This is a genomic window from Bradyrhizobium huanghuaihaiense, assembly GCF_025200885.1.
Lineage (GTDB): Bacteria > Pseudomonadota > Alphaproteobacteria > Rhizobiales > Xanthobacteraceae > Bradyrhizobium > Bradyrhizobium huanghuaihaiense.
Map to the genome: position 1 here is coordinate 1,511,533 of NZ_CP104172.1, position 12,802 is coordinate 1,524,334.

The 12,802-nt window shown below is 66.2% G+C and carries 10 protein-coding genes; 6 read left to right on the forward strand and 4 right to left on the reverse strand.

Translation table 11 applies throughout. From position 1 onward, the window contains the following. The first annotated feature begins 3 nt into the window (after nt 1-3). Both N2603_RS07185 and N2603_RS07190 read left to right on the forward strand, forming a co-directional pair. Complete coding sequence (locus tag N2603_RS07185) at nt 4-3,306, forward strand: acetyl-CoA carboxylase family protein (protein WP_260388204.1); 3,303 nt, start codon at nt 4-6, stop codon at nt 3,304-3,306. 230 nt (nt 3,307-3,536) lie between these two features. Next, complete coding sequence (locus N2603_RS07190; RefSeq protein ID WP_260388205.1) at nt 3,537-5,402, forward strand: sigma-54-dependent Fis family transcriptional regulator; 1,866 nt, start codon at nt 3,537-3,539, stop codon at nt 5,400-5,402. A 173-nt stretch (nt 5,403-5,575) separates the two neighbouring features. Here the strand turns inward: N2603_RS07190 and N2603_RS07195 are convergent, their stop codons facing one another. Together N2603_RS07195 and N2603_RS07200 are read right to left on the reverse strand one after the other, a co-directional pair. Next, nucleotides 5,576-6,130 (reverse strand): flavin reductase family protein, encoded by a 555-nt coding sequence (locus N2603_RS07195; protein WP_260388206.1) that lies wholly within the window; start codon nt 6,128-6,130, stop codon nt 5,576-5,578. Between the two features lie 57 nt (nt 6,131-6,187). After that, entirely contained in the window at nt 6,188-7,285 is a 1,098-nt protein-coding gene (locus tag N2603_RS07200) for an LLM class flavin-dependent oxidoreductase (protein WP_260388207.1), read from the reverse strand. Nucleotides 7,286-7,495: 210 nt separating this feature from the next. Between N2603_RS07200 and N2603_RS07205 the strand changes: the two genes are divergently transcribed. The 3 genes from N2603_RS07205 to poxB all read left to right on the forward strand — a co-directional run bounded on the left by N2603_RS07205 (nt 7,496) and on the right by poxB (nt 10,902). Then, nucleotides 7,496-8,410: a 2-dehydro-3-deoxygalactonokinase gene (locus N2603_RS07205; protein ID WP_260388208.1), complete on the forward strand. Its 915-nt coding sequence runs from the start codon at nt 7,496-7,498 to the stop codon at nt 8,408-8,410. A gap of 13 nt (nt 8,411-8,423) precedes the next feature. Further along, nucleotides 8,424-9,056 carry a 2-dehydro-3-deoxy-6-phosphogalactonate aldolase gene (locus tag N2603_RS07210; protein WP_260388209.1) on the forward strand — a complete coding sequence of 211 codons (633 nt, stop codon included), beginning with the start codon at nt 8,424-8,426 and terminating at the stop codon, nt 9,054-9,056. A 109-nt stretch (nt 9,057-9,165) separates the two neighbouring features. Beyond that, nucleotides 9,166-10,902 carry a ubiquinone-dependent pyruvate dehydrogenase gene (poxB, locus tag N2603_RS07215; RefSeq protein WP_260388210.1) on the forward strand — a complete coding sequence of 579 codons (1,737 nt, stop codon included), beginning with the start codon at nt 9,166-9,168 and terminating at the stop codon, nt 10,900-10,902. On the opposite strand, the gene N2603_RS07220 is transcribed toward poxB, so the two are convergent. Further along, nucleotides 10,899-11,264 (reverse strand): hypothetical protein, encoded by a 366-nt coding sequence (locus tag N2603_RS07220; protein WP_018643742.1) that lies wholly within the window; start codon nt 11,262-11,264, stop codon nt 10,899-10,901. The two genes, poxB and N2603_RS07220, sit on opposite strands and share 4 nt — an antisense overlap. 68 nt (nt 11,265-11,332) lie before the next feature. Beyond that, complete coding sequence (locus N2603_RS07225; protein ID WP_260388211.1) at nt 11,333-12,241, reverse strand: PaaI family thioesterase; 909 nt, start codon at nt 12,239-12,241, stop codon at nt 11,333-11,335. A 150-nt stretch (nt 12,242-12,391) separates the two neighbouring features. On the opposite strand from N2603_RS07225, the gene N2603_RS07230 reads away from it, so the two are divergent. Next, complete coding sequence (locus N2603_RS07230) at nt 12,392-12,709, forward strand: hypothetical protein (protein WP_018643740.1); 318 nt, start codon at nt 12,392-12,394, stop codon at nt 12,707-12,709. Nucleotides 12,710-12,802: the final 93 nt, after the last annotated feature.

The window sequence follows — 12,802 nt, forward strand, 5'->3', positions numbered from 1 at the left end:
ACGATGTCGTTCAAAAAACTCCTGATCGCCAACCGCGGCGAGATCGCCATCCGCATCGCGCGCGCAGCGGCTGACGCCGGAATCGCGACGGTCGCGATCCATCCCGCCGACGACGCGCTGTCGCTGCATGTGCGCGTTGCCGACGAGGCGGTCGACATCCCCGGCCGCGGTGCGCGGGCCTATCTCGACATCGACGCCGTGGTGAAGGCGGCGAAGACGGCCGGCTGCGATGCCGTGCATCCCGGCTATGGCTTCCTCAGCGAGAACGCGGCGTTTGCAAAGGCCTGCGCGGACGCAGGCATCACTTTCGTCGGGCCCAAGGTGACGGCGCTCGAACTGTTCGGCGACAAGGTTGCGGCGCGGCAACTGGCCAAGCGCTGCGGCGTGCCGATCATTGCCGGCACCAGCGGCCCCTCGTCGCTGGAGGAGATTTTGGCATTCTTCACCTCGCTCGGCAGCAATGCGGCGATCGTGATCAAGGCCATGGCCGGCGGTGGCGGCCGCGGCATGCGTGTCGTCGAGAACGCTGCGGATTTGGCCGAGGCCTATGCACGCTGCCAGTCCGAGGCCAAGGCTGCGTTCGGCTTCGACGGCGTCTATGCCGAGCGGCTGATCCGGCAGGCGCGCCACATCGAGGTCCAGATCATCGGCGACCGCCATGGCGCGATCTCCCATCTCTGGGAACGCGAATGCACGATCCAGCGCCGGCACCAGAAGCTGGTTGAGGTGGCGCCGAGCCCGTCGCTGAGCGATGCCCTGCGCGGCCGCATCATCGAGGCTGCAAAGCAGCTGGCGACGGCGGCCTCTTACGACAATCTCGGCACCTTCGAATTCCTGGTCGACGGCACCGCCGAGGACAGCTTTGCCTTCATCGAAGCCAATCCGCGGCTCCAGGTCGAGCACACCGTCACGGAAGAGGTGCTCGGCCTCGACCTCGTCCGCGCCCAGCTCGCGGTCGCCGCGGGAGCTTCGCTGGCGTCCCTCGACCTCGCGCAAGGCTCGATCCCGAAGCCGCGCGGCTATGCCATGCAGCTTCGCGTCAACATGGAAACGCTGGACGAGACTGGCGCCACCCATCCGACCGGCGGCGTACTCGCGGTGTTCGAGCCGCCGTCGGGGCCGGGCGTCCGCGTCGATAGTTTTGGCTATGCCGGCTACAAGACCAGCGCCGCTTTCGACTCGCTGCTGGCGAAAGTCATCGTGCATACGCCGGGCGAGGCCTGGCATGACGTGGTCGCCAAGGCGTCGCGCGCTCTGCGCGAGTTCCGGATCGACGGCGTCGTCACCAACATCGCTTTCCTCCAGGCCGTGCTGGCGCATCCCGACTTCAGGACGAACCGCATCGCGACCGATTTCATCGATCGCAACATCGCAAAGTTGGTCGAGGCAGAGGAAGGAGCGGCCAAGCCGCTCTACTTTGCGGCGGCGGAGCGTGCCGCTCACGGCGCGGAAGCGCATATCGCGCCAGTCGTGCCCGAAGGCGCGGTCATGATCGCAGCGCCCCTGCAAGGGACGATCGTCACCATCCGGGTCAAGGAAGGCGAGATCGTGCGCCCCGGCCAGCAACTCGCCGTGATCGAGTCCATGAAGATGGAGCATCTCGTGATGGCCGAGCAGGGCGGGCGGGTGACAAAACTCGTCGCCGGCGACGGCGTCACGCTGCTGCATGGCGAGCCGATCATGTATCTGGAGCCGCTCGACGTCGCGGCCGACAGCACGGCGGCGGAAGCCGATGTCGATCTCGACCACATCCGCCCTGACCTCGCCGAACTGATTGAGCGACAGGCCAATACGCTCGATGAAAACCGCCCGGCCTCGGTCGAGCGCCGCCGCAACACCAACCAGCGCACCGCGCGCAAGAATGTCGCGCAGCTCGTCGACGACGGCTCGTTCATGGAATACGGGAGCCTCGCGATTGCGGCGCAGCGCCGTCGCCGCAAGCTCGACGATCTCATCAAGAACACGCCGGCCGACGGCCTCGTCATGGGCGTCGCCACGGTGAATGGCGAGAAGTTCGGGCCGGAAGGCGCGCGCTGCATCGTCGTGGCCTACGACTACACCGTGCTTGCGGGCACGCAGGGCCACATGAACCACAAGAAGATCGACCGCATGCTGACGCTGGCGGAAGACTGGCGCGTGCCGCTGGTGTTTTACGCCGAGGGCGGCGGCGGCCGGCCCGGCGACACCGACCGGCTCGGCATGACCGGCCTCGACGGCCCGTCCTTCGTGCAGTTCGCAAGGCTCTCGGGCCTCGTGCCTGTCGTCGGCGTCGTCTCCGGCTATTGCTTTGCCGGCAATGCCGCGATGCTCGGCTGCTGCGACGTGATCATTGCGACCAAGAATGCCTCGATCGGCATGGGCGGCCCGGCCATGATCGAGGGCGGCGGACTTGGCGTCTATCATCCGGCCGAGGTCGGCCCTGTTACGTTCCAGTCCCCGAACGGCGTCATCGACATCCTCGTCGAGGACGAGGAGGAAGCGACGCGCGTCGCGCAAAAATACCTCTCCTACTTCCAGGGCGCGGTGACGGATTGGGAAGCCGCCGACCAGCGCCTGCTCCGCCGCGCCATCCCCGAGAACCGGTTGCGCGTCTACGACATCCGCAGCGTGATCGACCTCGTCGCCGACAAGGATTCCGTGCTGGAGCTCCGCCGCGACTACGGCGTCGGCATGATCACCGCGCTGATCCGCATCGAAGGAAAACCGTTCGGCCTGATCGCCAACAATCCGCGCCATCTCGGCGGCGCGATCGATGCCGATGCCGGCGACAAGGCGGCGCGTTTCCTCCAGCTCTGCGATGCGTTCGACTTACCCGTCATCTCACTGTGCGACACGCCCGGCTTCATGGTCGGCCCGGAGGCCGAGAAGACCGCGATCGTGCGCCACGTCTCGCGCATGTTCGTGACGGGTGCGAGCCTCACCGTGCCCCTCTTCGGCATCGTGCTGCGCAAGGGCTATGGACTTGGCGCACAGTCGATGATCGGCGGCGGCTTCCACGCCTCGTTCTTCACCGCGGCCTGGCCGACCGGCGAGTTCGGCGGCATGGGCCTGGAAGGCTATGTGCGCCTCGGCTTCCGCAAGGAGATGGAGGCGATCGCCGATCCCGAGGAGCGCGAGACCTATTACCGCAACAAGGTCGCCGAGCTCTATGCCAACGGCAAGGCGGTCTCGATCGCCTCGGTGTTCGAGATCGACAACGTCATCGACCCCGCCGAGACGCGGCGCTGGATCATGGCGGGTCTGCGGTCAGTGCCGAAGCCGCCGGCGAGGACGGAGAAGAAGCGGCCGTGTATCGACACGTGGTGAGGGCGGTGCAGCAATTTTGATGATGCCGTCATTCCCGGGGCGGCTCGATGAGCCGAACCCGGAACCTCGAGATTCTCAGGTGCGCGATTGCGCACCATAGTTCGATGCTGCGCATCGCCCCGGAATGACAACTAGAGACAGCGCGCGGCGCCCCAGTTCCCGTTTCCCGATTGACATCCCCATCCGTAGTGCCAGACTTTGCACAATAATACAGGGTGGAGACGTCCGCGATGGCCAGCCTTTCGGCCTCGAACCATGTCGCCCGTGTCTTGTCCGTCGCCAATCAGGTTACTGACCGCTTGGCCGACGTCGATGCCTCTTCGCGGATTGCCAATTCCTGGCGGCGCTGCCTGATCAGCCACAAGCTCGATCCCGCCCGCCAGGGCCCGCCGCAGACGCTGACGGAAGCCGAGATTCGCCACGTCGCCGAGCCCATGGAGGAGACGATCAGGCTCGCCACGCCCGAGCTCGACGATCTCGCCCGTGTGCTGCGCGACGCCGGCTATTGCGTCAATCTCGCGGATGCGAACGCGACCATGTTGTTCAGCCGCCTGCCGGGCGAAGCCGACGCAAAGATGTTTCTGGACTGGAAGATCTACACCGGCTCGAACTTCGCCGAGACCTTTGAGGGCACCAATGGGCTCGGCACCGCGCTCACCGAGCAGAAGCCGATCCTGGTGCACCGCGACGAGCATTTTCGCGCGCAATGGCACATGTTCTCCTGCGCGGTGGCGCCGCTGTTCGATCAGGCCGGGCGTCTTGCCGGTGCGGTGAACATCACCTCCTGCCGCAAGGATCTCGAGCGCGCTGCGCATCAGCTTGCGCTGGCGGTGACGATGGAGGCGACGCGGCGGATGGAGGGCGCGATCTTCCGCGGCCATTTCCGCAACGCCTGGATTGCGACCGTGCCCGGTGACGGCGGCAGCGGGCTCATCGCCTATGACGACGACCGCCGCATCGTCGGCGCCTGTCGTTCTGCGCGCGCGCTGCTCGGCCTCACCGATGGCCTCATTGCCTCCGGCATCGATCTGTCGCGCTACATCAGGTTCGATCATCATGCCGCGCGTGGCACGGACGAGATCGTCGAGCTGCGCCGCGCCGACGGTACTCCGCTGGGGCAGGGGCATGTCGCGCCGCCGATGCGTGCGAAATCGCATGTGCCGCGCCGCGATGCGCCCGCCAGCCGCCCCGAGGCCCTGCACCGTCTTGCAGGACGCGATCCCGGCCTGATCAGAAGCGTGAAGCGGCTCATGAGCATCGGCGATCACAACCTGCCGGTGCTGCTGCATGGCGAGACCGGTGTCGGCAAGGACGTGTTCGCGCGCGCCATCCACGCGGCCAGCAACCGCGCGCGCAACAACTACGTCGCGCTGAACTGCGCGGCGATGCCGGAAAGCCTGATCGATGCCGAGCTGTTCGGCTACGAGGCCGGCGCCTTCACCGGCGCGCGGCGCGAGGGCTCCAAGGGGCTGATCGTGCAGGCCGATGGCGGCACGCTGTTCCTCGACGAGATCGGCGACATGCCGATCGCACTGCAGACGCGCCTCTTGCGTGTTCTGGAAAACCGCGAGGTCTGGCCCCTCGGCGCGCTCAAGCCCGTACCTGTCGACATCCGCCTGGTCAGCGCCACCCACCGCGATCTCGGCCGCATGGCAGAGGAAGGCGCCTTCCGCGCCGACCTCTATTTCCGCCTCCGCGGCATGGAGGTGCGCCTCCCGGCGTTGCGCGAGCGCACCGACCGCGACGACATCATCCGCCAGATCGCGCGCGAGGAGGCGCCGAATTGCCGGCTCTCGGACGAAGCCTGGGCGTTGCTTTCGGCCTATCCCTATCCCGGCAACATGCGCCAGCTCCGTCATGTGTTGCGGCTTGCCGGCTGCACGGCGGAGAACGGCGTCATCACGAATGCCGATCTTGATCTGCCGCCGTTCGGCGGGAGGGCGGAGCCGGATCTCGCGGCGGCCGAGCGCGCGACGATCGTCGAGGCCTTGCGCAAGCATGGCGGCCGCGTGACGGAAGCAGCGCGGGCGCTGAAGCTCAGTCGCGCGACGCTGTATCGCAAGATCAAAGCGATGAAGATCGAGACGGCGCAGTAGGGTTTAATTGCGCGCCGCGAGCGTTCCTCTATCCGCGAGTCCGAAATCGTAGGGTGGGCAAAGGCGCACTTGCGCCGTGCCCACGAATTCTCACCAATCACACGCAAATGGTGGGCACGCTTCGCTTTGCCCACCCTACGATATCTGTGGTCGTGGATAGCTTGCGCCGCGCCTCACGAAAAATCCGTCCAGCTCAGATGCCGTGCATCGAGATCGCCGAGTGCGACCGTCTCGCGCATCTCGTGCGGCGTGTGAAAATGGCCGCGCAGGTAGACCAGGGGCTTGGCCGTATCCGCATGCGAGACGCCACGGACCTCGCCGACAAAGATCGAATGCGTCTTCGTTTCGAACTCCTGCGCCAGCACGCAGTCGAATGCCGCCGCCGCATCCGTCAGCAGCGGCGCGCCGGTCACGCCGCGCGTCCACTGCCCGAACGCAAAGCGGTCGTCGCCGTTGACGCCCTTCTGGCCGCTGAAGGTCAGCGCCAGCATCGCGTGATCCTCATGCAAAAAGTTGATCGCAAACGCGCCTTCCTCGCGGATGCGCGCGTGTGCACTGGCATTGCGGTTGACGCAGACGATCAGCGAGGGCGGCGAGTCCGACAACGAGCAGGCCGACGTCACCGTCAGTCCCGTGCGCCTGCCATGCTCGGCGCCGACCGTGACCAGCGCCACGGCACCGGCGCATTGGCGCATCGCCTGCTTGAAATCCTTGGCGTCCACCGACACGCGGAAATCTCCCAAATGAATGCGGGTGCGGCACGATCGCGCCGCACCCGTATCGGGTCAAGCCGCCTTCTTCGCGGAGCCGAGATGCGCCAGGCGCGGCATCACCTCGTTCTTCAGCAGCGAGAGCGAGTGGTGCCAGGCTTCGGCCTTGTGCTTGTAGTCGAAGCCGAACACCAGCAGCACGCCGAAGCCGCCGACCTCGTCGTAGATCTTCTCGATCTTCTCGGCGACAGTCGCGGGCGAGCCGACGATCCAGTTCCGCTTGGCGCAATATTCGACCGTCACATCACTGTCGGGCACATCAGGCGCGTGCTTGAGATAATCCTTGAAGCCGAAATGGCCGAGCAATGGCAGGAAGTACTCGTGCATCATCCGGCCCATCATGTCGCCGGTCGAGAGCTTCCAGGCCTCCTCATCGGTATCGGCAACGAACACCTCGCGCACCAGCCGCCAGTCCTGCCGGTTCGGCTTGCGCCCCGTCTTGGCCGCGCCGATTTCCACGGAGTCCCAGTGGCTGCCGACATAGGCCGGGTTGAGGTTGAGGCTCATCGGGATGAAGCCGCGCTCGCCCGCGAGCTTCAGCGTGTCCGAGTTCTTCGACAGACCGGCGACGCCGATCGGCGGATGCGGCGCCTGCAGCGGCTTGATGTGGGGTTTCAGGAAGTCGAACATCGTGTCCGGCTTGGTCACCGTCCAGAACTTGCCCTTGTAGGTGAAGGGCGCGGGATCGGACCACAGCTTCAGGATGATCTCCAGCGCCTCGCGGGTCATGTCGCGGTTCTGTCCGCTCATGCCGTCGACGTTGAACATCGCCCAGTCGCTTGGCAGCCCCGAGGCCGCGACGCCGAAATTGAGCCGGCCCTCGGACATGTGGTCGAGCATCGCGACGCGGTTGGCGAGCTCGGCCGGGTGGTGATAGGGCAGCAGGAAGCCGCCCGGCCCGATGCGAAGCTTCTTGGTCTGCATCAAGGCCTGCGCGATCAGCAGGTCCGGTGTGGGATTGGGTTCCCAGGGCGCAGTGTGGTGCTCGCCGACCCAGGCCTCCTGATAGCCGAGCTCGTCGAGCCAGCGCATCACCTGCAGGTCCCAGTCGTTTCCTTCCTTCAGGCCGCACTCCGGCGGATGCGAAGGCATCGTGAAATAGCCGATCTCCATGGGTTTCCTCTCCATAATTGACGCGTCTTGCTGCGCGGTTCACGGATGTGAGTGGAGAGGCTTGAGCAAGCGGTGTGCCAGCGCGCCTCGCGCCTCAGACCTGCGAGAAAAGGCTGGTTTGCCGGGGCAATAGCCGATATCCCGGGGCAGATTTCCAAGGGACCGTCTCATTGTCGCGAGACGGCGTCTTGCCGGTGAGACGAGGATAGGATGACCGAACCCGCCTATGTCGCTGTGGATTGGGGCACCAGCAGTTTTCGCCTGTGGCTGGTCGATCGCGCCGGCCAGGTGCTGGCCGAGCGCCGCAGCGGCGAGGGCATGCTGACCGCGGCGAAGGCTGGCTTTGCCGGTGTGCTGCAATCGCATCTTGCTGCAGTCGAGGCACCCGCGCATCTGCCGGTTCTCGTCTGCGGCATGGCTGGCGCGAAGACCGGCTGGGTCGAGGCCGGTTATGTCGACACGCCGGCGTCGCTCGCCGCCATCCTGAAGCACGCCGCGCGCGTGCCGGGCGAAGCCCGCGACATCCGCATCCTGCCGGGCATCGCGCAGCGCGATGCCAAGGCGCCGGACGTGATGCGCGGCGAGGAGACGCAGTTGCTTGGCGCGCTCGGTCTTCAGGCCGCCGGCGAGGCGCTGGTCTGCATGCCCGGAACGCATTCGAAATGGGTGCGGGTGACTGATGGCACGGTCATGCGGTTTTCCACCTTCATGACCGGAGAACTCTTCAGCGTGGTCTCGCGCGAGACCATCCTGTCACTCGCGGTTGCCGGCGCCGATGATGCCGAGGACGTTGCGAGCTTCAAGACGGCGGTGAAAGCTGCGTATGAAGCACCGGCCTTTGCGGCGAACCTGCTGTTCGGCGCGCGCGCACGGCAGCTGCTGTTCGGCGGCACGCCGGCTGCGGCGCGCGAAACGCTGTCGGGCACCTTGATCGGTGCCGAGCTGGCGGCAGGGCTTACTGGCACGGTACCGAAAGCCGGCATCACGCTGGTTGCCTCGGGTCGCCTGGCAACGCTGTACCGGCACGCCTTCGACGCCCTGTCGGTCACCGTGCAGCCGATCGATGCGGATGAAGCGGTCCGCCGTGGCCTGTCGATGGCGGCAGCGGCGATCTGGACGAAATAGAAGGACTTTTGAGATGAGCGTTCCCTTTCCGCCGATGCAGCGCCCGTTGGTCGCGATCCTCCGTGGCGTCAAGCCCGATGAGACCGAGTCCATCGTTGGCGTGCTGATCGAGGCCGGCATGACCGCGATCGAGATTCCCCTGAACTCGCCCGATCCGTTCCGCTCGATCGGGCTTGCCGTGAAGCTCGCGCCCGCCGGCGTGCTGATCGGCGCCGGCACGGTGCTGACCGCCGCAGACGTCGATCGTCTCGACGATGTCGGCGGCAGGCTGATGGTCTCGCCCAATGTCGACACCGAGGTGCTGGCGCGCGCGCACCAGCACGGCATGGTGACGTTGCCGGGCGTGTTCTCGCCGACCGAGGCGCTGCTCGCGGCGCGCTCCGGCGCATCGGGCCTGAAATTCTTTCCGGCGAGTGTGCTCGGTGCATCCGGCATCGCCGCGATCCGCGCCGTGCTGCCGGCAGGCGCGATGATCGCCGCCGTCGGCGGCGTCTCCGACCAGAACTTTGCCGAGTACATCAAGGGTGGTGTGACGGCGTTCGGGCTCGGCTCCAGCCTCTACAAGCCCGGCATGACAGCCGCGGATGTCGCAGCGCGCGCAAAGGCGACGATCGCAGCCTATGATCGGGCGATTGTGAAAGACTGAACCGGCAATAAACTAGCCGTGATCCTCTCGTAGCTTATTGTGCCGCATTGTGTCGCGATGCTGAGATTCGAGCATCGTAGACATGCGACCGGCGCAGCAGGAGACCGACATGGCGATCAACAATGTGGCCGATCTGTTCGTGGCGACGCTCGAGCAGGCCGGCGTCAAGCGCATCTACGGCATCGTCGGCGATAGCCTGAACGCTCTCACTGAAGCGCTACGCCGCCGCGGCACAATCGAGTGGATCCATGTCCGCCACGAGGAGGTCGCAGCCTTCGCGGCCGCCGGTGAAGCCGAGATGACGGGAAGCCTTGCGGTGTGCGCCGGCTCCTGCGGTCCGGGCAATCTGCATCTCATCAACGGCCTGTTCGATGCGCATCGCAGCCGCGTCCCCGTGCTGGCGATCGCGGCGCAAATTCCGACCGCCGAGATCGGCGGCGGCTATTTCCAGGAGACCCACCCGCAGAATCTGTTTCGCGAATGCAGCCATTATTGCGAGCTGGTGTCGGACCCGAGCCAGCTGCCTTACGTGCTGGAAAACGCCATCCGCGCGGCGGTGGGCCTGCGCGGCGTCGCCGTCGTCGCCATGCCCGGCGATATCGCGTTCCGCGCGCCGCCCAAGCGCGCGCTGTCGACGGCGCGCGGGCTTTCGCTGGCGGCACCGAAGGTCGTGCCGCAGACGGATGAGCTGAAAGCGCTGGCGGACCTCCTCAACGGCGCCGAGCGCATCACTCTGTTCTGCGGCCGCGGTTGCGCCGGCGCGCATGCGCCGCTGATGCAGCTTGCGGAAGCTCTGAAGAGCCCGATCGTGCATGCGCTCGGCGGTAAGGAGCATGTCGAATACGACAACCCGTACGACGTCGGCATGACCGGCTTCATCGGATTCTCCTCGGGCTACGCCGCGATGCATGCCTGCGACGCGCTGGTGATGCTCGGCACCGATTTTCCCTACAAGCAGTTCTTTCCGTCCGATGCGAAGGTCGCGCAGATCGACATCCGCCCGGAAAATCTAGGACGGCGGTGCAGGATCGATCTCGGCCTCGTCGGTGACGTCAAGCTGACCATCGAGGCGCTGCTGCCGCTGCTCAACACCAAGACTCAGCGCCGGCATCTCGACGATGCCATCGCCCACTACAAGAAGGCGCGCGAAGGCCTGGACTCGCTCGCCAAGGGCACGCCGGGCAGCAAGCCGATCCATCCGCAATATCTCGCAAAGGTCATCAGCGACCACGCCTCCGACGACGCCGTGTTCACCGCCGATGTCGGCACGCCGACGGTGTGGGCCGCGCGCTATCTCGACATGAACGGCCGGCGCCGGCTGATCGGCTCCTTCGTGCACGGCTCGATGGCCAATGCGATGCCGCAGGCGATCGGCGCGCAGGCCGCCCAGCTCGGCCGTCAGGTGATCTCGCTCTCGGGCGACGGCGGCTTCACCATGCTGATGGGCGACCTCATCACGCTGACGCAGATGAAGCTGCCGGTGAAGGTGGTCGTCTTCAACAACGGCGTGCTCGGCTTCGTCGCGCTGGAGATGAAGGCGGCCGGCTTTGTCGACACCAATGTCGATCTGGACAACCCCGACTTCGCCGCCATGGCCCGCGCGATGGGCATCTTTGCCAAGCGCGTCGAGGATCCCGGCGAGCTTCCGGGCGCGATGAAGGAGATGCTGGCCCACAACGGACCGGCACTGCTCGACGTCGTCACCGCGAAGCAGGAGCTGTCGATGCCCCCGACCATCACGCCCGAGCAGATCAAAGGCTTCAGCCTCTGGGTGCTGCGTGCCGTGATGAACGGCCGCGGCGACGAGGTGCTCGATCTCGCGAAGACGAATCTGCTGCCGCGCTAACTGCGCTTCACCGACGGCGCGGGCAGTTGCTCGTGGCGGCGCTGGAAGCGCTGCCAGTGCAGCACGATGCCGATCAGCAGGGCCGGGGCGAAGCCGAGCACGATCAGGAAATGCGGCAGCTCCTTCTGCGAGATGAAGGCGATGGCGATATCCGAGATCAGCCAGAGTGCCGCGAAGATCACTGCGAAATCCGTGCGCGGGCAGCGCAGATAGTAAAACACGGCGGTGATGACGATGGCGGGCCCGATGGCGATGGCGATCATGATCGCCGTCAGCTCCTTCGGAGTCAGCGCGTCGAGCACCATCGAGGCGAGCAGCCAGATCGCAGCGAACATGGCGATGATGTCGATCGGATGCCGCAACCCAATACCTCTCGCAGGAACTGCGCTATCGTTGTGGCCCGGTTCCCCTCCGTCAAGGGAAAATACGTCTATTCCTCGTCACTTCCGGGCGTCGGCCGCAGCATGAAATGACCGAAGGCGGTGGCGATCGGCTTGTCCGCATCGTCCTGCCAGGCACGCGCCTCGAAGGCGACGATGCGACGGCCCTGCTTCACGATCGAGACGTTGGCAAAGGTATCGAGCGCGCGGCCGGAACGGAGATAGTTGACAGTGAGTCCGATCGGCTTGGGCGGCGCGGCGGCGCCGAGCTCGCGCGCGACCCCGATGATGGCCGTGGTCTCGAGGAAGGCGCCGGTCATGCCGCCATGGATCGCGGGCAGGATCGGATTGCCGATGATCTTTGGTGAGAACGGCATGGTCAGCGTGCCGTCGTCGTTGATGCGGATGCCGAGAGCGCGCGCGAACGGGCTGCGCGCGAACGGACCATCGGGATCCTCAGGCGCCTCGAGCGTCGGAATGCTGCGCGCATCCATCCGGCGGTCGGCGAGCATGTTGGTGCGGTTGGCGCCGATCATGAAGCAGGCGGTCGCGGTCGCGACCGGATCGTCCTCGGACTCCTGATAGGCGGTGGAGCGCACGAAGGCGATCGAGCGCGTGGTGCGGTAGCAGACCGAATGCGCCTTGATGTCGAGGCCGGGCGTCGCCGGCTTCTGGTAGTCGATCCGCAGGTCGAGGGTTGCGATGGCGCGCGTGCCGTCGAGCGAGAGTTGCACAGCCATGCCGCAGCTCTCGTCCAGCATCGCGGTGACGACGCCGCCATGCAGAACGCCGGTCTCGGCGTCGCCGACGAAGACGGGACGGTAGGGCAGGCTGGACCAGGCCTCGCCAGGTGCGAAGCGGTCGAGCTGGAGCCCGCTGATATGGCCGTAGTCGGAGCGGCGGCCCTTGATGGCCTCGGCGAGTTCCTCGAACGGGAGCGTGGCAGGTGCAGTGGACATGGCGCTGTTCTAGACCAGTGCCCGCCGCCGCGCAAAACCCGATACGCCTCGCCCGGGACGCCGGCCCCGGGGGGCGGTTTGGCCTCGACAGGGCAGGCCAAAGCAACGATGGTGGGCGCTTCGTTCGTCCAATGCCCGCAAGGAGCGCCCATGACCGATCCCGAGACACCCGGCACCACCCAGGGGCTCGCCACCATTTCGACCTCGAGCTCGGAGCGGGCGCCGATCATCTATTTCGACGGTGCATCGTGCTTCGGCCATCACAATGGTGCGATCCAGATCGAGCTCGCCGCGAACCTGTTGATGCCGGTCGGCGCCGCCGTCAGGGTCGACGTGGTCCAGACCGCGCATCTGCGCTGCAGTGTCCCTGCAGCGCTCGCGCTACGCGAAGCGCTCGACAAGGCGCTCGCGATGTACAAGCAGGGCCAGCAGCAGCCCGCGGAGGACATTCCGGCGGTGAAGAACTGAAGGCCGTCGCGCGGGCCTGCATGGTTCTCGCGGCGACGCGAAGCGTCGTCCGTAGACGCGCCGCGAGGCGGCGCTCCTCACCATGAGGGTCTG

What these genes read in the sequence shown, in the direction of transcription:
- N2603_RS07185 (WP_260388204.1), top strand. Translation starts at nt 4, where the DNA reads ATGTCGTTCAAAAAACTCCTGATCGCCAACCGCGGCGAGATCGCCATC.
- N2603_RS07190 (WP_260388205.1), top strand. Translation starts at nt 3,537, where the DNA reads ATGGCCAGCCTTTCGGCCTCGAACCATGTCGCCCGTGTCTTGTCCGTC.
- N2603_RS07200 (WP_260388207.1), bottom strand. Translation starts at nt 7,285, where the DNA reads ATGGAGATCGGCTATTTCACGATGCCTTCGCATCCGCCGGAGTGCGGC.
- N2603_RS07205 (WP_260388208.1), top strand. Translation starts at nt 7,496, where the DNA reads ATGACCGAACCCGCCTATGTCGCTGTGGATTGGGGCACCAGCAGTTTT.
- N2603_RS07210 (WP_260388209.1), top strand. Translation starts at nt 8,424, where the DNA reads ATGAGCGTTCCCTTTCCGCCGATGCAGCGCCCGTTGGTCGCGATCCTC.
- poxB (WP_260388210.1), top strand. Translation starts at nt 9,166, where the DNA reads ATGGCGATCAACAATGTGGCCGATCTGTTCGTGGCGACGCTCGAGCAG.
- N2603_RS07225 (WP_260388211.1), bottom strand. Translation starts at nt 12,241, where the DNA reads ATGTCCACTGCACCTGCCACGCTCCCGTTCGAGGAACTCGCCGAGGCC.
- N2603_RS07230 (WP_018643740.1), top strand. Translation starts at nt 12,392, where the DNA reads ATGACCGATCCCGAGACACCCGGCACCACCCAGGGGCTCGCCACCATT.